We start from the raw sequence: 23,307 nt of genomic DNA, 5'->3' as shown, positions 1-23,307 counted from the left end.
GGAGCCATCCACACACCCGTCACAGGACCACACGACCTGGTGTCAGTCGGCCGACAGGTTCGGGAGCTCGCGGGTGCCGAAGGAGTGTCGCAATGCGCTGCGCGCCGCGTACCAGCCGTTGAGGCCGGTGACGCCGGGGCCCGGCGGCGTCGATGCCGATGCGAGGTAAATGCCGGGCGTCGGTGTGCGCCACGGATCGGGCGAGAGCACCGGGCGCCGCAGGAGCTGCCTGATGGTCGGGGCTCCGGAGGAGATATCGCCGAGCACGTAGTTCGGGTTGTACTGCTCCATCTGGCGAGCGGTGCGGCTTGCGGCGGCGATGACGAGGTCGCGGAATCCTGGCGCGAATCGCTCGATCTGTCGCGTGATCGCCTCGCGCTGGTCGAGTGCCGATCCCTTCGGCACGTGCGTGTAGGTCCAGAGCACCTGCTTGCCCGCGGGCGCTCTGCTCTCGTCGATGATCGAGGGCTGGGCCACGAGCACGTAAGGCGCACTCGCATGCCGTCCGTCCGCGACGTCCCGCTCGGCCTGTGCCATCTCGGCGCGCGTTCCGCCGACGTGCACAGTGCCGGCCCGGCGCAGGTCGGGATTCGCCCATGGCACCGGTCCGGAGAGGGCGAAGTCGACCTTCGCGACCCCGTTGCCGTACCGGAACGCCTGCAAGGCCCGCGCATAGCGCCGCGTCATCCGCTCCCCCGCGATCGCGACGAGCGCCTTCGGCGTGACGTCGAACAGCATGGCGCGGGCGCGCGGCAACTCACGCACGTCGGTGATCTCGACCCCCGTCGTGATGATGCCGCCGTGCGCGAGCAGATCCGCGCCGAGCGCGTCGACGATCGCTTGACTGCCTCCCACCGGAATCGGCCAGCCACGCGCGTGGGCATACGACGCGAGGGACAGTCCGGCGCCGGCCGGCGCAAGGCCTGGCATCGGCAGGATGGTGTGGGCGGCCACACCGGTGAGCATCGCGGGCGCGGCGTCTTCGGCGAAGCGCAGGCCCCAGAGCGGCGAACCCTGCTCGATGGCGCGCAGGCCGAAGCGCACGGCGGTCAGTGGGTCGGCGGGGACGCGGATCAGGCTGCCGCCCGTGAATGCGGCGACCTCATCAGCGTGCGCAACGAGTGGCGCCATCAGTCGGTGGTATGCGTCCCCATCGCGCCCGAGGCCGTCGGCCGTGCGGGCGAGGTCGCGGTAGGCGATTCCCGCGCGGCCTCCGTCGAGCGGATGCCCGTAGGCGACCTCCGGATGCCGCAGCTCGACGCGTCGCGCCAGCTGGAACTCGCGGAAGAAGCGCGAAGCCAGTGCCATCGGATGCACGGCGGAGCACACGTCGTGGCGGAATCCCGGTAGCGTCAGTTCCTGCGTGCGCGCCCCGCCGCCGATCATCTCTTCGCGTTCGAAGATTTGCACGCGCAGGCCGGCCCTCGCGAGCGTGACGGCGGCCGCCAGTCCGTTGGGGCCGGCACCGACCACGACCGCGTCGACATCCGTCACCCGGTGCGCCCCTGGCCGTTCTGTTCGCGACCCTCGGCCACATAGGCGAGACGGTGCAGGGTCTCGCGGTTGCGCACGTACAGAACCGGGTCGATGATCGCGCGCGGCATCCAGGATCCCGGCCCCTCGACCGCCTCCTCCTGGATGCGAACGAGACACCCCTCGCCATGGCGACGCACGTCGATCGTGACTCTCGCCTCGCCGATCGGCCACCCCTTCGCGCGAACGATCGCGCGGTGCGGCGGAGCCCACTCGAGGCTCACGGTCTCGTCATCGATGAGCGCAGGCCAGATGCCCACCGAATGCGCCAGACGACTCCCCTCCTTCGGCCAGGCCGCCTCCACGTCGCGCATGCGTGACGCGCCGACGACCCACGTCGGGTACAGCCAGCCGTCGGCGAGCACATCGAACACTGCCGACGGTGAGCAGTCCATGGCTCGGACGTTCCGCGACATGTCGTTCCCTTCCAAGCCGGACGCCGGCGCGCTTCGACCCGTCTTCGACGCTAACGAGCAGTACCCGGCATCTCGCGGGGTTGACAGTGCGTGGCACAGGTGGGTTCCCACGAGCTAGCGCTGTTCGCAGTCGTCGGCGTGCAAGCCTCAGGGGTGGGCGCGCGGCTCGCGTTGATGTCAATCCCCTCGGCTGGAGGCCCGGCGGTACGTATGGTCGCCATGTCCGGCTCCGATGCGAGCCGTCGAGTGAGGAGCATCCAATGACCATTTCTTCCAGTCCTCACGCAGCGAAATCGACGACCGGTGCCGGAGGGGACGACGCTCGACATCGGTCACACCATGCTTTGCCCTCGATCGGAACGTGGTGGTCGCGGCTCGAGAGCCCGCTGCAGCGCGAGGTGCTCGAGAACATGCGGGCTCCACTTCGGCCGGCCTTGGTTCGTCGCATTCTCGACCTCTGCGATCGGGAACGCGAGCCGCTCCCACCGGGTCGGGTGCGCCTGGATGCGAATGAGCGTGCCTTCCTTGCCGGTTGGGTGAACGCGAAGCGCCAGGACGAAGGCTCCGGAGATCGTTCGCGCTCCTTCACGTAGGCGACGACGCAGGCGAGGAACCTCACTCGTCAGGATCGAGACCGGGGTCTTGGACGGCCACGAGCGAGAGCGGTACGCCGGGTGTGACGAGCAAGTCTGCGGGCACGTTTTGGCCCTCTCCGATATTGACCCGGAGCCAGGTGGGGCCCGACGCGATCGAGCCTAAGATTTCGTTGCGCACATCGTCGTAGTCACGTCCTGAGATCGAGTAGTGCTGGCCGCCGTAGTACACGTCGATGCGTTTCATTGCTCGCTCCCGTTCTTGGCAGGTTCGGGAGGTTCGGGCACGAGGTGCAGGCCCGCACCCGAATTGGCGGCCTGACTCAGCGCCTCGATCCATGCCCTGTTGATCGCCGGAGGCCTCGAGCCGTAGTACTTGTAGATGATCGTCGCAGCCGGGTGCAACCAGATGGTCGTGCGTCCGTCACCGATCGACGCATCGTCACGCCACGAGAAATGGAACGACTCGCCCCGACGCAGCTTCGCCCCGATCACGTACTGCAGGTGCGCGAGGACTCGGTCCTCGAAATCCACACGAAGCGTCTCATACATGAACTTGCCCACGTCGGACCTCCCTCCGTTATCGAACGGGCCCAGTCTCACACCGATTCCATGCCGCGCAAGCCCCTTGAACCGCAGGACCACAAGCGCATACTCGGGGCATGAGGCGACTCCACTACGCGAACGGGCACCTGATCACCCCCGATGCGGTGAGCAAGGCGGTGCTCCGCTACGCGCGGGCCCTCGCCGATGTGCACACCTCCGACATCGTGACCATCCCGATTCTCGGCGAGGGTGGATCGATCATCTCGGCGCATCTGCTCATCGGGCCGGCGAGTCAGCTCTACTCCACCCCGGTTTCCGATTCGATCGACGAGTTCACGGACCCGGGACTCGTCGATGACCTCGAGCGCCGCACCCGAGAGATCCAGCCCTCGACCGTCGCGTGGCCCGATGAGATGCTCGACGTCGCTGCCGACGACGAGTTGGAAGGTCCGTTCGAGCGATGACGGATGCCGCGGCGGCCCGCAATAACGAACCTGCGCGACGATGACCAGCCTCCTGCGTGATGACTCGCTCTCGCTGTTGACCCGCGGATACAACTTCGGTGCACGCATCTGGCGGAGGGCTTCTCCAAGGGCGCGCGCTTCGGCTATGCGACTGGGAGACGAGGCGTTGCTCGTGCGCGGCACGACCGGTGTCGAACTGTTCTATGACGAGAGCCGAATCGCCCGTCACGGAGCCATGCCAGCCGTCGTGCAGGCGACCCTCTTCGGGCGGATCAGTACACAGTCTGGATGGTGACGCGCACCTGCGACGCAAGTCCACGTTTCTATCGGTCGCGTACGAGGACGAGCAGGTCGCGCGGCTCGCGCCGTTGTTGGAGCGCGAGTGGCGGCTCGAGATCGACGAGTGGCTGAGCGGCGGTCGACGTAGTGCTTACGACGCCGCGGTGGGTGCGTTCGGACGGGCTGTCATGCGGTGGGCGGGACTGCCGGGCACGGCCGCCGCGAAGACTCGCTGGTCTGCCAGGCTCGCTCAGATCGTCGACGGATTCGGGGTGCCGTACTCTCCGGAGTTCTTGCAGGCGACGATAAACCGGCGCTGGTCTGATCGCCACTCGACGCGGCTCATCGAGGCCGTCCGTCGCGGCGACCTCGAGCCTGCGGAGAGGACCGCACTCCACGAATGGGCATGGCATCGCGAGGGCGGCGAACTCTTGCCATCCAAGTTGGCCGGCGTTGAGCTGCAGAACAGCATCCGCCCGATGATCGCCGTCGCACGTTTCGTCGCCTTCGCCGCGAAGGAACTCCACGACCGGCCATCTTGGCGAGAGCGGATCGCGGCGGAGACGGAGATGACAGGATCCCTGGTCGGCGGCCCGGTCGCAACGATGTTCGCCCAGGAGATCCGGCGAACCGCATTGTTCGTCCCCATGCTCCCTGCATTCGCACTCGCCGATATCAAGTTCGACGGCGAACACATCGCTGCCGGTGGACGGATCGTCCTCGACGTCCTCGGCACCAACACCGACGACCAACACTGGACCCGACCCCACGAGTTCGAACCCGAGCGGTTCCTGACCGCGGCCGACTACGAGGCAATGACGGCTTTCATCCCCCAAGGTGGCGGCGCGGTTGTTACCGGGCACCGCTGCCCTGGCGAGAAACTCGCGATCGCAGGACTGACGGCCGCTATCTCCGCGCTCAGCCATCTCGGCCTCGAGATCGCCGACTCAGGCCTGAAGGTCGATCGTCGCCGACTCCCGACCAAGCCCGCGTCAGGTGGAAAGGTTCGTATTGCCGGCGCCGCCGCGGCCGGTGCACGATGTCCATTCCATCGCTGAGGACTTCAACAGTCAGAGCACGGCGAGGAGAGACTCGAGCGCGGCCCGCAGCGTCGCATGGACCACTTCCGTCGGCTTTCCCTCGAAGTGGACCTCTCACATGGTGATGCCGTCGCTTCTACTTCGGGCGGCGACGAACACCGTTCCCGCACCGACGTCCGTGGCCGCGCGCTCACGCCTCAGCGAGTTCAGCGATTCCACGGGATCGGTCTCTCCACGTATGGGGTCTGTCATGGTCGGTCGTCCGCGTTCGAATCGCCACGCCGCCGGAGATGCCACGTGGCCATCATCCACGCTGTCACGTCGACACCTGCTCGACGGACATGCCGCGGAGGAACGGGACCAACGCTTCAACGAGATCTTCGGGCGCCTCCTCCGCGACATGATGGCCGGAATCGATGCCGAAACCGTCGACATCGACTGCCCAGGGCCGCCAGATCCGCAACGGATCGCCGTACAAGCGCTCCAGATCGTCTTGCAGCGACCACAGCACTCGAAGCGGTGCGCCTATCTTCCGGCCGGCTGCACGATCGGCCTCTTCATCCGACCGATCGACGGTGAGACCGGCACGGTAGTCCTCGAGCATCGCGCACACGACGGACGGGTCGTGGATCGCTTGCTTCCATTCGGCATGATTCTCCTCCCCCATGCGGGCTGGGTCTCCGTCGTACCAGGCGTCCGGATCAGCGTTGATGACGCGTTCCGGGATGTCTGGCTGGGCGTAGAAAAACCAGTGCCACCATGCGGACGCGAAGCGTGCATCGGCGCGGCGCAGGTGTTCGCTGATCGGCAGACAGTCGATGAGAACACCTCGGTCGATCCGATTCGCATGGTCGAGCATGAGGCGCAGGCCGACGTAACTGCCGCGGTCGTGGCCGACCACGGCGAACCTGCCGTAGCCGAGCGCGGACATGACCGTTGCGAGCTCGCCGGCAACTGCGCGCTTCGAGTGCGGGCGGTGATTCGCGGTCGGTGCAGGGCCACGAGAACGTCCGTATCCGCGCAGGTCGGGCACAACCACCGAGAACCCCGCCTCGACCAGGCGAGGCGCAACGAGTTGCCACGTCGACCCCGTTCGCGGATGCCCGTGCAGCAGCAACACGCTCGGCCCCGAGCCTCCGTGGCGGACGTGAACGCAGCCGTCGCCCGTCGCGAGGTCCTCGATCATGAAGCCGTCGAACATACGATCCGCCAACTCAACCTTCGACACGGCACTTCGTAGGTCATCCCATACGTCTACCCGGCACCCGCCAGCGTGCCATAGCCCTTGACAGGATGTTGCTGAGCCCGGATCCCGCTGAGCTCCGATCGCACGATGTACGTGTCAAGCCCCTCGATGGCTTCTTGAGCGGCCAATACCGTGGTCTCATCGATCATCCGAGGTCACGACGCGACCGAAGCTGTTGAGGAGGCGCACACCATGAGCGGCATCGAAGATCCAACCGAGCTGTACCCGGACGGTCCGTTCCCCGAACAACACCAGACCCAACCAGGTTTGACCGACGCGACGACTCCGACCCCCGACCACGGCGAATCCACATACGTAGGCCATGGACTCCTGGTGGGTAGGAAGGCACTGATCACGGGTGGCGATTCTGGCATCGGCCGTGCGGTCGCGATCGCGTTCGCACGCGAGGGCGCCGACGTGGCGATCGCCTTCCTGCCCGAGGAGCAGGAGGACGCCGCAGAGACCGCGCGGCTCATCGAGGCAGAGGACCGAACCGCGGTGCTCCTGCCCGGTGACCTCCGCGACGAGGCATGGAACGCGGTCGTCATCGAGCGCACTGTCGACGCGCTCGGCGGCCTCGACCTGCTCGTGCTCAATGCCGCCTACCAGGCAGAGCGCCAGAACCTTGCCGATGTGAGCACCGACGAGTTCGACCGGGTGATGAAGACCAATCTGTACTCGCAGTTCTGGCTCACTCGAACGGCCGAAGCTGTGCTCCCCACCGGCGCCTCGATCATCGTGACGACGTCGATCCAAGCGTTCCAGCCGTCGCCAGACCTCTTCGACTACGCGATGACCAAGGCAGCTCAGGTCGCCTTCGTGAAGGCGCTCGCCCAGAAGTTCGGCGACCGTGGCATCCGGGTCAATGGGGTCGCTCCCGGCCCCATCTGGACCCCGCTGATCCCAGCCACCGGCTGGGACGACAAGGTGCAGCACTTCGGTCAGGACACTCCGCTTGGTCGAGCGGGACAGCCCGCTGAACTGGCCGGCGCCTTCGTCTACCTCGCTTCCGCCGCAGCGACGTACGTGACCGGCGCAATCCTGCCCGTGACCGGCGGCAAACCCCTCTAGCGATCACGCTCGCCCGTTGTCCCGGTGAGACCATCGACACCCGTGCGTCGTCGGCTGGCCGTTCAGCGCGGCCGTTGTCCAGCACGCGAAGCGCCCGCAGCCCAGTTCTTGCGCGCGCTTCGAATGGCGGCGACACTCCAAGAGGAAGGAGTGAGCAGCGGTGCGCGTTTTGCTTTTCGGCGGAAATCAACTCGTGACCGGCGAGGCGATCGCCGATGCAATCGTCGACTACAGCATCGCGCTTGGGCGTCTCCAGCGCAGTGACGACCTCGAGATCCCGGTCTACTTGGAAGGAACGATCGTTCGGGCACGTGTCCACCTGTCGCCAGCGATACCCTTCGCTTGGGTCGAGCACGGACCTCCAATGGGAGTGCTCGATCGTAACGATCATGAAGTAGCAATGCAGATCCGAGCGCGCACCATCGACGCTGAGAGCATCTGGTTTCCCCAGGAGGCGCCCTGAGTGGAGAAGAACCACGAGCCGACAAGTATCTATCTCCGGAGCGTTTCGCTCGGGTTCTCGCCGAACTCGCGACGATAGGCGGCAGCGAAGCGACCGAGATTGACAAAGCCCCACCGCCGCGCGATCTCCGAGACACTCCCCTCGTTTGGATCCCCTCGGGCCAGCTCTTGGTGCGCCGCGCGCAGCCGAGCCGCACGGAGATACTGCCCCGGCGTGGCTTCGAGATGCTGTCGGAACCCTGCTTGGAGCGTCCGGACGCTCACGTGTGCGGCTTCGGCGATCGCTGCGATCGTCATAGGGTCGCCTGCATGGGCCTCGACATACTCCGTGGCCCGCCGAACTGCGCGCGGCATCATTTCCAGGCCGCCCGCTCGCGCTCGTTCGTCGGTCATCGGGAACGCGGCCAGCATCGCCGCGACGGCGAGTTCGACATAGAGCGGTTGCATGAGCGGCGAACTACTGGTGAACACTCCCGAGGCGAGCGAGTCCGCTGTCGCTTCCCACAGACGGGCGCCTGCAGTGGTCGTCGGGTTCGCATGTGCCGGGTCAGGCGCTTGAAGCTCGCGCCCTGACCCTTCGAGAAGGCGCTCCGCGTGCGCCAAGAACGCGATCCGTTCAATGATGATGAGTTCCACATCCGATCCACGAAACTCAGCGAACGACATGCCGGGAATGCGGAGGTAGGGACGCGTGGTGTCCAGGTGAACGCCTCCATAGCTGACCGCCACCGTTCCCCGCCGTCGGCGACCTACGGCCACGTGATCCGGGTACGTCCCCGGAGTACGAACCGTGCCAGTTACCGACAGCCTGGTTCGCGCCAGCACACCTCGATCAACCCGCTGGTATCGGAATCGAAATACACCACGCCCCGAATCGCTGGCGACGTCGATTCCGGGAAAGCTGCGACGGAACACGTCGGCAGCCTCACCACGATCGCCGGTATCGATGAAGTCCATGCAGAACCTCGATTCCAGCTCTTAGTCCCGACCCGAGAAGGCGATTTTCCCACGCGGCGCGTCGAGCCCTCTAGCCGCTACTCGCTCGCGTTCTCCCGAACCGGCGTCTCGCTATCTGGCACCTTGTCGTTGGGAAGGCCCTCATCGACCGTCTGCACTTCGGCGGGCACCTCGCGAGCGGGCTTCACATCACCGCGGAGCGAGCGGGCCCGATCTTCACGGACCTGCTGCGTCATCCGCACCTTCGGCCGGTCTGCTTCACCGCGGTTTTCGGCGTGGTCCGTTTCGCCGTTCGTCGGCGCGGTGCTGCCACGAGGGTTTCTTGGGATGTCTTCCACGTCTGCCGTCTCCTCAGGCGTTCACGCTCAAGTCCGGGACGCTCCGGTCACTCCTCGACGCCAGGGTCACCCGCATCGAGCCCCCCGTCCGTCGATTTGCTCATCGGTTCGGCGTTCCCGGGCGCACCTGGACCGTCCTCATCAGCGGCACTTCCATGCGCCTTGGCGCGCTCGCTCTCGTCGTCGCGGCCGGTCGATGCTTGCCGCAGGTCGAAGTCATCCTCTCCGAACTCGGCGTCAGGGGCGTCGGGATCGGTGAAGAAGGGTTCTGGATTCGAAGGGTCGGTCATGCTCACTCCATTCGTTCATGCTGGCGTCCACAGCCTCCAACCCACTGTCCCGTGAGCACCCGACAGACGCGAGGGGCTTGACACTCGAGGCCGCACCGCACCGCACCGCGCCGCGCGTCGAGGCAGACCGCCGCCAGCGATTCTCGGCGAAACCCCGCGCTCACCCTGCAGTGCCGAAAATAGAACCTTGCACGCGACCGTACCGGTGCTCGCCCGCGCTCCTTGGCTCGCGCCGCCCGAGATCTCGCGTCGCCGGCCCCTCGAGCCGGCGACCGTCAGCCGTGAAACGCGAGGCATGGGCCGGGCAGTCCCACGTGCGCTCGGCATCGTTCCACGCGAGCACCGCGCCGAGGTGCGGACAGATGCCCGAGACCCGACACGTCACGCCGTCGACGGTTGAAACGGCCGTCGGCACCAGCGCGCGGGCCGTGCGTCCGACGATGCCGGCACCTTCCGCAACGGGTGGCGAGGATCCCGCGGCTCGCGTATGAGAGCCCGCGAGCCGGGTCCTTGCGAGCAGCCGGGCTCGTCGCGGCGGGCTGGGCCGTCGCGGGCGAGTAGATGCGTGTCGACCGCGCGTCAACCCCGGTGCGGTACCGGTGATGCGCACCTAGCCTGCCCGCATGGTGCAGTTCGGATACAAGCTCGCCGCGGAGGGCTTCGGCCCCGCGGAACTCGTTCGTCAGGCGCAGCGCGCCGAGGCCGCCGGCTTCGATTTCGTAGAGATCAGTGACCACTACCATCCGTGGCTCGACGTGCAGGGGCATTCGCCCTTCGCGTGGTCGGTGTTGGGCGCGATCGCGCAGGGCACCGAGCGCATCGGGCTTGCAACGGGGGTGACCTGCCCCTTCCTTCGCTACCACCCGGCGATCATCGCGCAAGCCGCCGCCACGCTCGCACTCCTCAGCGATGGCCGGTTCACGCTCGGCGTCGGTGCGGGCGAGCGGCTCAACGAGCATGTCGTCGGGCGAGGCTTCCCGGCGGTCGCGCAGCGGCACGACATGCTGCGCGAGTCGCTCGAGATCATCCGCCTGCTCTGGGAGGGCGGGTACCAGTCGTACGAGGGCCAGTACCTCGACGTCGAAGACGCCCGGGTGTTCGACCTGCCCGACGTGCTGCCCGACATCGCGGTCGCGGCGAGCGGATCGAGTTCTGCGGCTATCGCGGCCGAGCTCGGCGACGGCCTCTTCGCGACGGACCCAGACGCCGACCTCGTGGTCGAGTACGAGCGGCTCGGCGGCACGGGTCCGAAATACGGCGAGGCCGCGATCGCGTGGGGCAAGAGCGACGACGCTGCCCTCGAGGCCGCGTGGACGACCGCCCGATGGAGCCTCACGGGCTGGAAAGTCATGAGCGAGCTGCCCAACCCCGTGAACTTCGAGGCCGCCAGCGCCTACATCCGTCGTGACGACGTCGCCGATCAGCTCAGCATCGGCCCCGATCTCAAGGCGCACATCGAAGCAGTCCGACCATACGTCGACGCCGGCTTCGACCGCATCGCCATCATGAACCTCGGACCCGATCCCGACGCCTTCTTCGACGCGTACGCGGCGGAGTTGGGGCCGCAGCTCCGCGACCTCAGGCGCTCCGCTCGGTAGACGAAGGGTGGACCTGAGCACGCCGGGAACCAACTCCCACTGTTGTGCAGCTGCAGGACAGTGTCGAGGCACTTTGCCTCGTGCGTAAAGTTCAGTTGCTAAAGTACTCGTCGTGACCACCATCGCCTTGTTCGGCGGCACCGGCAAGACCGGCCGACGGGTGCTCGAGCGCGCACTCTCGGCCGGCTACCCCGTCCGCGCGCTGGCACGCGATCCACAGAAGCTCGACGACGAAACCGAGCTTCACCGCGCTCTGACCGTCATCCGCGGCGACGTGCTCGATCCGGCATCCGTCGACGAGGTGGTGGCGGGTGCCGACGTGGTCCTCAGCCTGTTCGGCCACGTCAAGGGTTCCCCGCCCACGCTGCAAGCCGACGGTACGCGCAACATCGTCGCGGCGATGACCCGCCATGGGGTCCACCGCATTGTCACACTCTCAGGCGGGGGCCTTCGAGCCGACGGCCGCGACCGGCCGAAAGCGGCCGACCGAGTCATCCGCCTGCTCCTCAAGGCGCTCGCCGGACATGTGCTGGCCGATGCCGAGGCGCATCTGGAGGTGCTGCGCGCCAGCGACCTCGATTGGACCGTGGTCCGCGGGCCCCGTCTCGTCGATTCGCCCGGCACGGGCAGGTATCGCGTCGGATGGGTGGGCGTCGACGCCAGCACCCGCATCAGCCGCGACGACCTCGCAGACTTCATCCTGACCCAGGTCGACGACCGCACGTTCCTCGGCGAGCTGCCCTTCGTGAGCGACTGATGCCTCCCCTCGCCGACGATCGCACAGCACTGGTCGCCTCGGTGCTCGAGTCCGTGACGCTGCTCGCCCGCGCGATCACGGCGGAGCAGAAGGCACCCTTCGGTGAGCGCGGCCTGTCGGGCACGCAGATGCAGGCACTGTTCACGCTCGCGCACAGTCGCCGCGCCGTGACACCCGGCCGGCTCGCAGCGACCCTCGGCGTCACCCCCGGCGCGGTCACCCAACTCGTCGACGGGTTGCGCGGCGAGAGCCTCGTGCAAACCTCGGTCAACCCCGCCGATGCGCGCTCGCGGGTCATCAGCCTGACGACGGATGCCGCGCGCGAGGTCGAGCGATTCGAACGCGCCGTCATCGCACGCCTCGCTCCCCGGTTCGACCGGCTCGACGAGGCCGACCTCGACCGCTTGTCCGCGCTGCTCCACTCGATCACGGAGGAACCATGACCCAGTCCGCAGTCTTCGTCACGGGCGCGACCGGCATCGTCGGCTCCGCAGTCGTCGACCATCTGCTCCAGCGCGGCGAACCGGTCGTCACGGCAGTCAGGGGCGTGGTGAAGGACGGCGGGACGGATGCCGCGGGCGGGCGAGCCGGCGTCACGCCCCGCCCGTTCGACTTCGCGATGTCTCCCGACGAGATGGAGGCCGCCCTCGACGGCTGCGACCGCCTGTTCCTCATGCGGCCGCCCGCGATCGAGGACGTTCGCACGTACCTGTTCCCCCTCATCGACGCAGCCCAGCGCCGTGGCATCCGACAGATCGTGTTCCTCTCGTTGCAGGGCGTGCAGGCCAACCGCAAGACGCCGCACCACGCGGTCGAGGCGTACCTGAAGCAGGTCGACGCGCCGTACACATCTCTTCGGCCGAACTTCTTCATGCAGAACCTGACCGCGATGTACGGCGAGGAGATCCGCGACCACGACGAGATCTTCGTGCCCGCAGGGCGATCGCACACGGCGTTCATCGACGCCGACGACATCGGTCGGGTCGCTGCGGCAGTGTTCACGAGCGAGGGCCACCTGCGCAAGGCGTACACGCTCTCAGGCGAGCAGTCGCTCACCTACCGGCGCATCGCGGACGTGCTGAGCGACGTGCTCGGACGCACCATCCGCTACGTGAAGCCCTCCGAGCGCGAGTACCTCGACCGGCTCCGCAAGCAGGGGCACCCCGACGACTACATCGCCGTGCAGAAGATGATCTACCGCATCGTGCGCTTCAACATCTCGGCGTTCCCGAACCGGGTGGTTCGCAAGCTCACCGGTCGTCCCGCGACGACGTTCCGCGAGTTCGCCGAGCGCGAGCGTGCCGCCTGGGAGCGCTGACAGGTCGGCCAGCGGAAGACCCGCCCCACTGAGGGGCGTGTACCGGTTGCAGCATTCGCGCGCGCCGAGCAAGCACCGACCTCAGTAGATGCCGAGCTCGGTCCCCGCACGCTCGATCTCCCGCATCCGAGCGGATGCCGCGTCGCCGAGCTGCTCGAGCGCCGCGCCAATGACCGCCTCGACGAGTCCGAGCACGGGGGTCATCGCGTCAAACGCCGAGGGCGAGCCCGTCTCGCTGGGGAGCACCACGTCGGCGTCGCCCGCGATCGGCGAGAGCCAGGCGTCGGTGAATAGCAGCACCGACGCGCGACGTGCGTTCGCCGCGAGCGCAAGTCGGTGCGAGGGCTCCTCGTACCTGCGGTAGTCGAAGAGCACGAGCGTGTCTCCGCGGCGAAGCCCCGCGACGGCCTCCGCCCGGCCTGCATCGTCGGACGGCAGCAGGTGCACCCCGGGACGGAGAAGCTGCAGGTGCTGAGCGAGGAACTTCGCGAGCAGCCCGCTGAATCGACCACCGGTCACGAACAACCGGCTGCGCGGCTCGCAGAGCAGCGTGACCGCTCGGTCGAACTCCCCCGGCGCAACGCCCGCGAACGTGCGCTGGAGCGTCTCGACCGTGATGGCCGCCGCCCGTGACAGCCCGGAGGGTCCGGATTCTCCGGGCCCGCCGACCCCGCGGTCGTACAGGGAGATCGGCGATGCGGAACGCTCGTCGAGGTCGTCACGGAGGGCCTGCTGGAACTCCGGGAAGCCTCGGTATCCGAGCCGGTTGGCGAAGCGCAGCACGGTCGGACCGCTGACGCCGGCACGTGCCGCGAGCTTGGCCACCGTTTCGAAGCCCGCGGACGGGTACGACGAGAGCAGGACGCGTGCGACCTTGCGCTCGGCGGGGCTGCATTCGGCCATGCCGCGTCGGATCGACTCGGCCACGGACACGTACGGCTCAGAGGTCTCCATCGTCGCCTCCCTTCCGCCTCTCACCGTAGCGAGTCCTGCTCGCACACGGCGATGACGAGTCCGGCGAGCATCGCGACGCGGTCGGGCACGCTGGCCAGGTCGATCCACTCGTCGGGCGAGTGATCCGCTCCGCCGATCGGGCCGAGCCCGTCGAGCGTCGGAACGCCCAGGGCCGCGACGAAGTTCGCATCCGATGCTCCCCCGGTCGCCGAGAACCCGGCCCTCAGGCCGAGGCCCTCGGCGACCCGCGCGGCCATGCCGGCGAGCGCCTCGGTCGAGCTGCGTTCGAGAGGCGGGCAGACGTCGAGCCTCGTCACGGCGATCGCGGCACCTTCGACGACCGGATGCTCGGCACGCGCGTCGAGGGCGTCGAGGGCGCCGAGCAACGCCTCCGTTCGGGTGCTGCGCACTTCGAGGTGGAGGGTGGCTTGGCCGGGGACGATGTTCGCACGGTCTCCGGCTTCGATGCGTCCGACGTTGACGATCAGCCCTTCTTCGGGTCGGGCGAGGGCGTGGGCGTCGAGCACGAAACGGGCTGCTTCGATGGCGGCGTCGATGCCGCGTTCCGGTTCGACGCCGGAGTGCGCGGCGCGGCCCGTGATTTGCACGAGCACGTCGGCGACGCCCATGCGGGCAGCGACCAGGTCGCCGTTCTCGCGCGCGCATTCCATGCAGAGTGCCGCGTCGGCGCCGGCGACGATGGAGGCGAGGAGGTCGCGGCTCGCCGGGGACCCGATTTCTTCATCAGGGGTGAGCACGATCACGAGTTCCTTGTACCCGTCGAATCGCGTCTCGGTGAGCACGCGGGCTGCGGTCAGCGCTGCTGCGATGCCTGCTGCGTCGTCGCAGACGCCCGGTCCGAACGCACGCCTGCCGTACTCGGAATAGGGGCGGGCTGCGGCCGTGCCTTCGGGGAACACGGTGTCGAGGTGTGCGAACAGCACGATCCGAGCCGTGCCGCTGCCGCGCTTGGTCGCGGCGACGACGGAACCGAACCGATCGCCGTCGATCTCGGCGGTCTCGAGGATCTCGACATCGAAGCCATCGGCCGTCAATGCCTTCGCGGCCCATTCCCCCACCCGGTTCACACCGGCCGCATCGTACGACCCCGAGTCGATGTTGACGATCCGGGCGAGGTCGCCCCGGAATCGAGGCTGCTCGGCCCGAGCCGCCGCGAGCAGCAGCTGCGGAGTCGGCGGCTGGGTTGTGCTCACAAGCCGGCCCACGTCGGAAGTGGTCGTAGTATCCGCCATCTCAGAGCACCTTCGACAGGAACGCTCGCGTGCGCTCTTCGCGGGGATCGCCGAGCACCTGTGCGGGGTCGCCGGATTCGACCACGACACCGCCGTCCATGAACATGGCGACATCGCCGACCTCGCGCGCGAAGCCGATCTCATGGGTCACGACGATCATCGTCATGCCGCTCTCGGCGAGCCCGCGCATCACGTCGAGCACGTCGCCGACGAGTTCGGGATCGAGCGCCGAGGTTGGTTCGTCGAAGAGCATGACCTCGGGTTCCATGGCGAGCGCTCTGGCGATGGCGACGCGCTGTTGCTGTCCACCGGAAAGCTGGGCTGGGTAGGTGGCGGCTTTGTCGGCGAGACCGACTTGAGCGAGCAGGTTCACGGCGCGCGCCCTGGCGTCCTTCTTGGCTCGGCCTGCGACTTGGGTGGGCGCTTCGATGACGTTCTCGAGCGCGGTCATGTGCGGGAACAGGTTGAAGCGTTGGAAGACCATGCCGACCTTGCGGCGCTGGGCTGCGACTTCCTTCTCCCGGAGTTCGTAGAGCTTGCCGTTCTTCTCGCGATATCCGACGGTCTCGCCAGCGACGCTGATCATGCCGGCGTCGATCTGTTCAAGGTGGTTGATGCAACGGAGGAAGGTCGATTTTCCAGACCCCGACGGGCCGAGCAGGCACACGACCTGGCCGCGCTCGACCGACATCGTGATGCCCTTCAGCACCTCGAGGCTGCCGAAGCGCTTGTGGACCTCGATGGCTTCGACCATGGGCCGTTCTGCGATGGATGCCGCGGGGGCGGTCTGCGGGATGGTGGCGGTCATCGAGCCGCTCCCTTCTTGGCCGCGCGCGACGTTCGCGTCGGCAGTGTGATGCTCTGCGTGATGGTGGCCGCTCGCGACCCGATCGACGGGCGGGCGCCAGCGAAGCCGCGCCCGTAGCGACGCTCCAGCCACATCTGCGGGATGGACAGGATGGACGTGAGCAGCAGGTACCAGATGGCAGCGACGATGAGCAGCGGGATGATCTTGTAGTTCTGGGTGTAGGCCTCGCGGATGTTCGACATGAGGTCGTCGCCGGCGACGATCGCGACGAGCGAGGTGCTCTTCAGCATGGTGATGGTCTCGTTGCCCATCGGCGGGATGATGACCCGCATCGCCTGGGGCAGCACGATGCGGCGCAGCGTCTTCGCAGGCGACATGCCGAGCGAGTGCGCGGCCTCCGTCTGGCCGGGATCCACGGACTGGATGCCGGCGCGCACGATCTCGGCGGCATAGGCCATCTCGTTGAGCCCGAGCGCGAGCAGCGCGGCGACCGTCGCCGGAATCAGGTCGCTCGTCGAGAACGACCAGAACTCGACCGATGTGAACGGGATGCCGATGACGAGCTTGGGGATGAACGCGCCGATGAAGCCCCAGAAGATGAGCTGCAGCAGCAGCGGCGTGCCGCGGAACACCCAGATGAACAGCATCGCCGCGATCGAGAGCACCGGGTTCGGCGAGAGGCGCATCACGGCGACGAGGATGCCGCCCGCGACGCCCATGGTCATCGACGCGAGCGTGAGCCAGAGCGTGATGACCACGCCGTTGAGGGTGAGCGGCTTGAACAAGTACTCGCCCACGGTCGACAGGTCGAGGTTCGGGTTCTGAAGGATCGAGACGCCGGCGCCGATCGTGAAGATCACGATGAGGACGGCCGCGATCCATCGCCCTGGGTGGCGGACGGGTACAGCTTCGATGGGCCGGGGGCGCGCGGCGCCCGGAGCCGCGGGTGCGGCTCCGGACGTCGCGGCCGATGACGGCTGCGTTGCGGTCATGCGTGGTGCTGCTCTCGGTTCGTGGGGGCGGACTACTCCGCAGCCCCGTTGATGGTGGCCTCGTCGATGCCGATGCCCTCGACGCCGTACTGGGCAAGGATCTTCGCGTAGGTGCCGTCGTCGATGAGCGACTGCAGGGCGGCCTGGATCGCCGTCGCGAGCGCCTCGTTCTGCTTCAGCACGCCGATGCCGTTCAAGGTCGAGTCGTAGCCGGTCGGGGCAGCCGGGTCCTCGACGACCTCGAACGTCGCGCCGTCGTTCGTGGTCTTCGCGACGTAGCCGGCGCTCGGCTTGGTGAGGAGCGACGCGTCGGCCTTGCCGCTCGTGATGGCGAGCTGCGCGTCAGCGTCGGAAGGGAACTCGGCGAGCACGATCGGCTTGGAGCCCGCAGCCTCGCACTCCCCCTGCCAGGAGTCGTTGACGAGGTCGACCTGGTTCGTGGCCGCCTGGACGGCGACGTCACGACCGCACAGGTCGAGGTAGGACTCGATGTCCTCGGGGTTGCCGGCCGGAACGAGGATGCCGGTGCCGGAGGCCGAGTAGTCGACGAAGGTCAGCACGTCCATGCGCTCGACGCTGGAGGTCATCGCCGTGATGGTGACGTCGAACTTGCCGGCCTGGAGGGCGGGGATGATGCCGTCGAAGGCCTGCTTCTCGAATGCGAAGTCGATGCCGAGCTTGGCGCCGATGGCGTGGCCGAGGTCGATGTCGACGCCGGTGAGCTCGTCGGAGCCCTCGTCGACGAACATCTCGAAGGGCGCGTACGGCACGTCGGTCGCGACCTTCGCCTCGCCGGCGTCGGCGATGTCGGCGGGCAGGAGGTCGGCGGCGGCCTGGTCGACGGCGATGTCGACACCGGCGACCGTGACTGCATCGGACGTGGCGGGCTCGCCGTCGGCGGCGGCGTTGCTGCTGCAGGCCGCGAGCAGCAGCATCCCGGAGACGCAGGCGGCGCCGAGGGCTGCCCGCGAGAACGACTTGGTGGGGGTCATGTGTACGTCCTTCTTGATCACTGCGGTGGGACTGGGTTGGACCGAGTATGTAACAAGTGTTCCAACTTTGCCACAACTTTCTCAAACCGTAATGTTCGGGTCGCGCTCTCCGCGCGCCCTCCGCCCGCCGAGAACGCGACAATTCGGCCTTTCGCGGACTTCGTATCATGCATTAGCATCTCGTCCTGATCGCCAGATCATGTAACAGACATTCCATGCCCGTGCACGTCCATGCTCCACAAGGAGACTTCATGAAGCACTTTTCGAACCACCGCCTGCGTAGCGGAACAGCAGTCGCCACGGCAGTCGGCATCGCCGCCGCTCTGCTCGTGACGGCGGCACCCGCGGTGGCCTCGCCGAAGCCCTCGCCGGTCCGACCGCACGCGGTCCTGATCGGCGGGGCGCTCTCGGAGAACCCTGAGATCCTACGATCGATCGTCGACCTCGCCGATCCCGACGGTTCCGGACCGGCGAAAGCCCGGATCGCCATCGTCTCGGCCGCGGCCTCCCCGGCGAAGAACTCGACGGATGCGGCAGACGACTCGCTCAACAATGCTGCCGCGAACGGCCTGTACTACTCGGCGCTGTTCCAACGCTTCGGAGCCGAGACCTACGCCGTGCCGATCGATGCGGCGGTGAACTACGACGGAGACCCGTACACGCCGGCGCGCGCGAACGATCCCGCAGTGGTTGCCGAGCTCAGCGCCGCCACCGGCGTGTTCTTCGGCGGCGGCGACCAGATGCGCTACGTTCGCACTCTGCTCGACTGTGCGCCCGCGACGGACGAGGCGTTCTCGTCCTGCACCGACACCCCCGTCATGTCAGCGCTCCGCGCCGCCGCAGACCGGGGCGTCGTGGCCGGCGTGAGCGCAGGCCTCACCATTCAGCAGGGTCCCGACATGGTGACCGGCGGTGAGCCCTACGAGGCATGGCGAGACGGCGGCCAGCCCGGATACCTCGACGACCCCAACGCACTCGCATACCTTCCCTACGGCGGCCTCGGCTTCGTGCAGGGCGCGCTCCTCGACAGCCACTTCACCACGTGGGGTCGACAGGCCCGGGCGATCAAGCTCGGTCTCGAGACCGATCATCCCCTGGTTCTCGGCGTCGATGAGACCACCGCGGTCGTCGTCGACCGCAGAACCGGCCAGGGACGCGTGATCGGCGAGCACGGCGCTTCGCTGCTCGACCTGCGTCTCGCGCGTGAGACTGCATCCGGCGTCAAGGGAGTTCGGTGGAGTTACCTCACCTCGGGTGATCGCCTGAACCTCCGCCTCGGCCTGCCCCTTCCGGCGGCAGGTTCGAACGCGATCAAGACGACGGGTGCGGCGGTCGCGCCTCGGGCCGACGTGTGGGACTCGCTGGCGGGCGACGGCGGCACGTACTCGCTCCGTGATCTCGCGGTCGCGGCGATCGGCTCGAGTGCGCGCACGACGACGGGCACGACCCTCGAGACCGGTCCGCAGTTCCGGACGACGCTCGTGCGCGATGTGCTTGCACGCGGGTGGATCACGCCGGCCGGCGGCTCATCGTTTGCCGGGCTCGAGGTCCGGATCGACCGGATCCCCTGAGATTCGACGCGCCATTGGATGAGGGGCGGGCCGAAGGGCCCGCCCCTCATCCGTGCTCGGTGCGCACCTGATCCATCTCCGATATGACATCACGGCTCTGCACCCGCTCGTGGTCAGTGACCGGGTCGAAGCGCTTATCGGGTGGCCCCGCGTACGGCTGCTCGGGCGCCGCGGTAGGTCTCGACATTCGTCGGTCGAACTCCCCCCCACGGTACCGATCCGTTGCGCGCACGCCTGCAATCGAAGTTGAACCGGGAGCTGCTTGCTTTCGGCTCCGCCTGTCTAACTGGCGGGTCGGCATCCCGAAGTTCGACCTTTATCGTTTTCGAGCCGTCTCGCGCACGATGCGCGGGTGTCAAGCCCCTTCTTGGTGGCTCGACACCGCACCTACCGTGAGCGAACCGACGGCCACCCGCCGCCGGCCTGGAACTGGAGGCATCATGACCCGCACCCGACGGACGACACGGCGGAGCGCCGTCGCGAAGATGATGGGCACGAGCGCAGCGACTGCGGCGCTGGCACTCATGCTGGGCGGCTGCGCCGTCGGCACGGGCGGCAGCGCCGGCGAGGACGACGCCGACTACAACGCCGATGCGGAGCTAGGAGGCGCGCTCTCGGTCATGGGCTTCTCCGGCGTCGACGAGGTCGCGACCTCGCGCGTGGAGCTCGCCGAGGCCGAGCTCGGCGACGTGGACGTGAAGCTCATCGAGGGCGATCTCGACATCCAGCAGTTTCTCTCGGCCGTCGCATCGGGAGAACCGCCCGAGCTGCTCTACGCCGACCGCGACCAGATCGGCTCCCTGGCCGCCCGCGGTGCGATCCTGCCCCTGCAGCGATGCATCGACGGCGAGGGCATCGACATGTCGCAGTACCGGGAGTCGGCGGTCGACCAGGTCACGCTCGACGGGGAGGTCTACGGCATCCCCGAGTTCAACCAGGTGCAGGTCACGATGGCCAACGCCGACCTGCTGAAGGCGGCCGGCGTCGACCTCGACGATGTCAACGGTTCGGATCGGGAGGCGATGACGGCGGCGAACCGGGCACTCGTCAAGGGGGGCGGCGGGTCGCTCGAGGTGCTCGGCGTCGACCCGAAGCTGCCCGAGTTCCTCCCCCTATGGGTCGCCGCGTCGGGCGGCAGCCTGCTCTCCGACGACGGCCGCACGGCGAGCCTCGACTCGCAGGAGGCGATCGACTCGCTCACCTGGGCCGTCGGCATGTACGACGACCAGGGCGGCTTCAGCGCCGTGAAGGCCTTCCGCGACAGCGCCGACTTCTTCGGCGAGGGCAACCAGTTCACGACGAACGTGCTCGGCGCGATGCCCATGGAGCAGTGGTACCTCAACGTGCTCAACGACGTGTCGCCCGATGCGCCCATGGCGTTCGACACCGTGCGCACGACGGGGGGCGAGCCGATCGCCTTCGCGGGCGGCTCGGCGTGGGCGATCCCGACCGGCACCGAGAATTCCGAGGCCGCGTGCCGATGGGCGAAGGCCATGACCTCGGTCGAGGCCTGGCGCGCCGCCGCCGACGCGCGCCTGGCGCTGCGCGAGGCCGACGGCAAGCCCTTCACCGGCATCCTTACGGGCAACACGGTCGCCGACGAGGAGATCGAGGGCATGGTCACCTCCGGCGGCGAGCCGTGGGACTCCGGCGTGCGCGTGATGTACGACGCCAACGAGCACACCGTCTCGATGGCCGCGAACCCGGCCGACGCCGAGTTCGAGCAGGCGATGCAGGATGCTGTGAACCGGGTGCTCAACGGCGACGCCACGCCCGAGGATGCGCTCGCCGAGGCGCAGGCGACCGCGCAGAAGGCGCTCGACGACGGCTGGCAGAAGCTCGAGGACGGTACCGAATGACCGTGACCGCGAGCCAACGCGACGGTGGGCGGCGCGAGCCTCGCCTGGTGTCCCCCGCGGAACGGGAGCGCGGACGCCGACGGGCGAGCCGCCGCAACACGCGCTCGGCGCTCCTGTTCCTCAGCCCGTGGATCGTGGGCTTCGTCGTGTTCACCGCGTGGCCGATGATCTACAGCGCGTACCTGTCGCTGACCGACTACGACGTCATCAACGACCCGGAGTTCGTGGGGTTCGCCAACTACGTGGAGATGGCGAGCGACCCGAAGGTCCTGCTCGCCCTCGGCAACACGGCCTTCTTCACCCTCGTGCAGGTGCCCCTCTACGTGATCGTCTCGCTCCTGCTCGCGCTGCTGCTCGACCGAGCCGGCCGCGCTTCTGGCTTCTTCCGCACGATCTTCTTCCTGCCGAAGATGACGCCGCCCGTGTCCGTCGGCGTGCTGTTCCTGCTGCTCTTCAACGGACAGAACGGGCTCATCAACACCGTGCTCGGCTGGTTCGGCATCGACGGCCCCGCCTGGACCACCGACCCTGCATGGGTCAAGCCGGGCCTCGTGCTGATGTCGCTGTGGACCGTCGGGGCATCCGTGATCATCCTGCTCGCCGCCCTGCGCAACGTGCCGGAGATGCTGCACGAGTCGGCGAAGCTCGACGGCGCCGGATTCTGGCGAACCTCGTTCAGCGTGACGCTGCCGATGATCAGCCCGGCCTTGTTCTTCGTCGTCATCGTGAACACCATCGCTGGCCTGCAGACCTTCGACGAGGCATACACGGCGTTCTTCGGCGCCGGCAACACGACCTACAGCAACGACGCGGCACTGTTCTACGTCATCTACCTGTTCCAGCAGGCGTTCGAGTTCCTGAACATGGGGTACGCGTCGGCGATGGCCTGGGGGCTCTTCCTCGTCATCATGATCGTCACCGCGATCCAGTTGCTCGTGTCGCGCAGGTTCGTCTACTACGAGGGCGACCGATGACCGATCTCGACCTCGAACGACCGGCCGGCGGCGCCTCGGGCGAACCGACGCCGCGGCGCGACCCGACTCCGGCTGCGGCGGCCGCCATCGCGCCGCCCGGCACCGACGCCGCCGTGCGTCGCGAGCGGCGGTCGGGAGGGCGGATGTCTCGGGGGCGCGTGCTGGCGTGGGGCGCCCTGTCGCTGCTCGGCATCGTCTTCGTCTACCCGTTCCTCTGGCTCGTCAGTGCATCGTTTAAGCCGCGCACGCAGGTCTTCGACAACCGGCTCATCCCCGAGACGTTCACGCTCGACAACTACGTGCAGGTGTGGCAGCAGGCACCCCTCGGGCTCTGGCTCCTCAACACGCTCATCGTGACAGCGCTGGCCGCGGTGACCGTGACCCTCTCGAGCGCGATGGTGGCGTGGGGGTTCGCATACTTCCGCTTCCGCGGCCGTTCAGCGCTCTTCGGCCTCGTGCTCGCGACCATGATGCTGCCCGGTGCCGTGACCATGATCCCCGTATTCCTCATCTGGAACGGCCTCGGACAGGTCGGGACGCTGACCCCGCTCTGGGCGGGGAACCTCTTCGGCAGCGCGTTCTACATCTTCCTGCTACGGCAGTTCTTCCTCGGCCTGCCGCGCGACCTCTTCGAAGCCGCCCGCATCGACGGCGCGTCGCAGTGGAGCGTCTTCTGGCGGATCGCGCTCCCCCTGAGTAGGCCGGCCCTGGCCGTGACCCTCGTCTTCGAGGTGCAGGCGGTCTGGACCGACCTCATGCGCGCGCTCATCTACCTGCGCGATGCCGACACCTTCACGGTCCCCCGAGGGCTCAAGTCGCTCGTGGACGCGTTCGGGTTCGGGGGCGAATGGCACTGGGAGATCATCGTCACCGCGAGCGTGATCACCACGGTGCCGATGATCATCGTGTTCTTCGTCGCGCAGCGCCAGATCATCGACGGCGTCGCGTCGACCGGGCTCAAGGGGTGATCCACCCGAACGGAACGATATCCCTCAC

The 23,307-nt window shown here is 67.7% G+C and carries 25 protein-coding genes and 1 pseudogene; 12 read left to right on the top strand and 14 right to left on the bottom strand.

Annotation, left to right across the window (positions count from 1 at the left end):
• Positions 1-42: 42 nt before the first annotated feature.
• From ACFVS8_RS01160 to ACFVS8_RS01145, 4 genes are all read right to left on the bottom strand, one after another.
• Positions 43-1,494: a phytoene desaturase family protein gene (locus ACFVS8_RS01160; protein WP_387056764.1), complete on the bottom strand. Its 1,452-nt coding sequence runs from the start codon at positions 1,492-1,494 to the stop codon at positions 43-45.
• On the bottom strand, positions 1,491-1,949 hold the full coding sequence (locus ACFVS8_RS01155; protein WP_387058129.1) for an SRPBCC family protein: 459 nt from the start codon (positions 1,947-1,949) through the stop codon (positions 1,491-1,493). Before ACFVS8_RS01155 ends, ACFVS8_RS01160 begins: the two co-directional genes overlap by 4 nt.
• A 615-nt stretch (positions 1,950-2,564) precedes the next feature.
• Positions 2,565-2,789: a hypothetical protein gene (locus ACFVS8_RS01150; RefSeq protein WP_387056763.1), complete on the bottom strand. Its 225-nt coding sequence runs from the start codon at positions 2,787-2,789 to the stop codon at positions 2,565-2,567.
• A complete protein-coding gene (locus ACFVS8_RS01145) occupies positions 2,786-3,106 on the bottom strand; it encodes an ATP-dependent DNA ligase (RefSeq protein WP_387056762.1) in 321 nt (106 codons plus the stop codon). Before ACFVS8_RS01145 ends, ACFVS8_RS01150 begins: the two co-directional genes overlap by 4 nt.
• Positions 3,107-3,204: 98 nt before the next feature.
• On the opposite strand from ACFVS8_RS01145, the gene ACFVS8_RS01140 reads away from it, so the two are divergent.
• Entirely contained in the window at positions 3,205-3,552 is a 348-nt protein-coding gene (locus tag ACFVS8_RS01140) for a hypothetical protein (RefSeq protein ID WP_387056761.1), read from the top strand.
• Positions 3,553-3,755: 203 nt separating this feature from the next.
• A complete protein-coding gene (locus ACFVS8_RS01135; RefSeq protein WP_387056760.1) occupies positions 3,756-4,889 on the top strand; it encodes a cytochrome P450 in 1,134 nt (377 codons plus the stop codon).
• A 298-nt stretch (positions 4,890-5,187) separates the two neighbouring features.
• Here the strand turns inward: ACFVS8_RS01135 and ACFVS8_RS01130 are convergent, their stop codons facing one another.
• Positions 5,188-6,099 carry an alpha/beta fold hydrolase gene (locus tag ACFVS8_RS01130; protein ID WP_387056759.1) on the bottom strand — a complete coding sequence of 304 codons (912 nt, stop codon included), beginning with the start codon at positions 6,097-6,099 and terminating at the stop codon, positions 5,188-5,190.
• A gap of 210 nt (positions 6,100-6,309) precedes the next feature.
• Between ACFVS8_RS01130 and ACFVS8_RS01125 the strand changes: the two genes are divergently transcribed.
• A complete protein-coding gene (locus tag ACFVS8_RS01125) occupies positions 6,310-7,188 on the top strand; it encodes an SDR family oxidoreductase (protein ID WP_387056758.1) in 879 nt (292 codons plus the stop codon).
• A gap of 160 nt (positions 7,189-7,348) precedes the next feature.
• On the top strand, positions 7,349-7,651 hold the full coding sequence (locus ACFVS8_RS01120) for a hypothetical protein (protein ID WP_387056757.1): 303 nt from the start codon (positions 7,349-7,351) through the stop codon (positions 7,649-7,651).
• Positions 7,652-7,680: 29 nt separating this feature from the next.
• Here the strand turns inward: ACFVS8_RS01120 and ACFVS8_RS01115 are convergent, their stop codons facing one another.
• The 4 genes and pseudogenes from ACFVS8_RS01115 to ACFVS8_RS01100 form a co-directional block, all read right to left on the bottom strand.
• Entirely contained in the window at positions 7,681-8,607 is a 927-nt protein-coding gene (locus ACFVS8_RS01115) for a helix-turn-helix transcriptional regulator (RefSeq protein WP_387056756.1), read from the bottom strand.
• A 77-nt stretch (positions 8,608-8,684) separates the two neighbouring features.
• Positions 8,685-8,945, bottom strand: coding sequence for a hypothetical protein (locus tag ACFVS8_RS01110; protein ID WP_387056755.1), 261 nt, complete (start codon positions 8,943-8,945; stop codon positions 8,685-8,687).
• Positions 8,946-8,992: 47 nt separating this feature from the next.
• Complete coding sequence (locus ACFVS8_RS01105) at positions 8,993-9,235, bottom strand: hypothetical protein (protein ID WP_387056754.1); 243 nt, start codon at positions 9,233-9,235, stop codon at positions 8,993-8,995.
• A 160-nt stretch (positions 9,236-9,395) separates the two neighbouring features.
• A pseudogene (locus ACFVS8_RS01100) lies at positions 9,396-9,695 on the bottom strand (Rieske 2Fe-2S domain-containing protein); the annotation flags it as partial.
• Positions 9,696-9,858: 163 nt separating this feature from the next.
• Between ACFVS8_RS01100 and ACFVS8_RS01095 the strand changes: the two are divergent.
• From ACFVS8_RS01095 to ACFVS8_RS01080, 4 genes are all read left to right on the top strand, one after another.
• Positions 9,859-10,833, top strand: a complete 975-nt coding sequence (locus ACFVS8_RS01095) for a TIGR03557 family F420-dependent LLM class oxidoreductase (RefSeq protein ID WP_387056753.1) — start codon at positions 9,859-9,861, stop codon at positions 10,831-10,833.
• Between the two features lie 112 nt (positions 10,834-10,945).
• Positions 10,946-11,590: an NAD(P)-dependent oxidoreductase gene (locus tag ACFVS8_RS01090; protein ID WP_387056752.1), complete on the top strand. Its 645-nt coding sequence runs from the start codon at positions 10,946-10,948 to the stop codon at positions 11,588-11,590.
• Positions 11,590-12,033 carry a MarR family winged helix-turn-helix transcriptional regulator gene (locus tag ACFVS8_RS01085; protein ID WP_387056751.1) on the top strand — a complete coding sequence of 148 codons (444 nt, stop codon included), beginning with the start codon at positions 11,590-11,592 and terminating at the stop codon, positions 12,031-12,033. Before ACFVS8_RS01090 ends, ACFVS8_RS01085 begins: the two co-directional genes overlap by 1 nt.
• Positions 12,030-12,908, top strand: coding sequence for an SDR family oxidoreductase (locus tag ACFVS8_RS01080; RefSeq protein ID WP_387056750.1), 879 nt, complete (start codon positions 12,030-12,032; stop codon positions 12,906-12,908). The genes ACFVS8_RS01085 and ACFVS8_RS01080 overlap by 4 nt, the downstream gene beginning before the upstream one ends.
• Before the next feature lie 81 nt (positions 12,909-12,989).
• Here ACFVS8_RS01080 and ACFVS8_RS01075 read toward each other — a convergent pair whose 3' ends face one another.
• From ACFVS8_RS01075 to ACFVS8_RS01055, 5 genes are read right to left on the bottom strand one after another with little or no spacing between them, the layout of a single operon-like run.
• Entirely contained in the window at positions 12,990-13,862 is an 873-nt protein-coding gene (locus tag ACFVS8_RS01075) for a MurR/RpiR family transcriptional regulator (RefSeq protein ID WP_387056749.1), read from the bottom strand.
• Between the two features lie 20 nt (positions 13,863-13,882).
• A complete protein-coding gene (locus ACFVS8_RS01070; RefSeq protein WP_387056748.1) occupies positions 13,883-15,076 on the bottom strand; it encodes a M20/M25/M40 family metallo-hydrolase in 1,194 nt (397 codons plus the stop codon).
• 40 nt (positions 15,077-15,116) lie between these two features.
• The gene (locus ACFVS8_RS01065) at positions 15,117-15,923 is read right to left on the bottom strand and encodes an amino acid ABC transporter ATP-binding protein (protein ID WP_387056747.1); all 807 of its coding nucleotides are present in this window, start codon (positions 15,921-15,923) and stop codon (positions 15,117-15,119) included.
• Entirely contained in the window at positions 15,920-16,915 is a 996-nt protein-coding gene (locus ACFVS8_RS01060; RefSeq protein ID WP_387056746.1) for an amino acid ABC transporter permease, read from the bottom strand. The genes ACFVS8_RS01065 and ACFVS8_RS01060 overlap by 4 nt, the downstream gene beginning before the upstream one ends.
• A 32-nt stretch (positions 16,916-16,947) precedes the next feature.
• A complete protein-coding gene (locus ACFVS8_RS01055; RefSeq protein WP_387056745.1) occupies positions 16,948-17,907 on the bottom strand; it encodes an ABC transporter substrate-binding protein in 960 nt (319 codons plus the stop codon).
• 251 nt (positions 17,908-18,158) lie between these two features.
• On the opposite strand from ACFVS8_RS01055, the gene ACFVS8_RS01050 reads away from it, so the two are divergent.
• From ACFVS8_RS01050 to ACFVS8_RS01035, 4 genes are all read left to right on the top strand, one after another.
• Positions 18,159-19,478, top strand: coding sequence for a cyanophycinase (locus ACFVS8_RS01050; protein ID WP_387056744.1), 1,320 nt, complete (start codon positions 18,159-18,161; stop codon positions 19,476-19,478).
• Positions 19,479-19,918: 440 nt separating this feature from the next.
• Positions 19,919-21,337: an extracellular solute-binding protein gene (locus ACFVS8_RS01045; protein WP_387056743.1), complete on the top strand. Its 1,419-nt coding sequence runs from the start codon at positions 19,919-19,921 to the stop codon at positions 21,335-21,337.
• Between the two features lie 47 nt (positions 21,338-21,384).
• Positions 21,385-22,311: a carbohydrate ABC transporter permease gene (locus ACFVS8_RS01040; RefSeq protein ID WP_387056742.1), complete on the top strand. Its 927-nt coding sequence runs from the start codon at positions 21,385-21,387 to the stop codon at positions 22,309-22,311.
• Complete coding sequence (locus ACFVS8_RS01035) at positions 22,308-23,279, top strand: carbohydrate ABC transporter permease (RefSeq protein WP_387056741.1); 972 nt, start codon at positions 22,308-22,310, stop codon at positions 23,277-23,279. Before ACFVS8_RS01040 ends, ACFVS8_RS01035 begins: the two co-directional genes overlap by 4 nt.
• Positions 23,280-23,307 lie beyond the last annotated feature (28 nt).

Origin of the sequence: Agromyces sp. NPDC058110, assembly GCF_042884735.1 — a bacterium.
GTDB lineage: Bacteria > Actinomycetota > Actinomycetes > Actinomycetales > Microbacteriaceae > Agromyces.
Note: the sequence above shows the minus strand (reverse complement) of the source record. Positions and strands in the feature narration are given on the sequence as shown.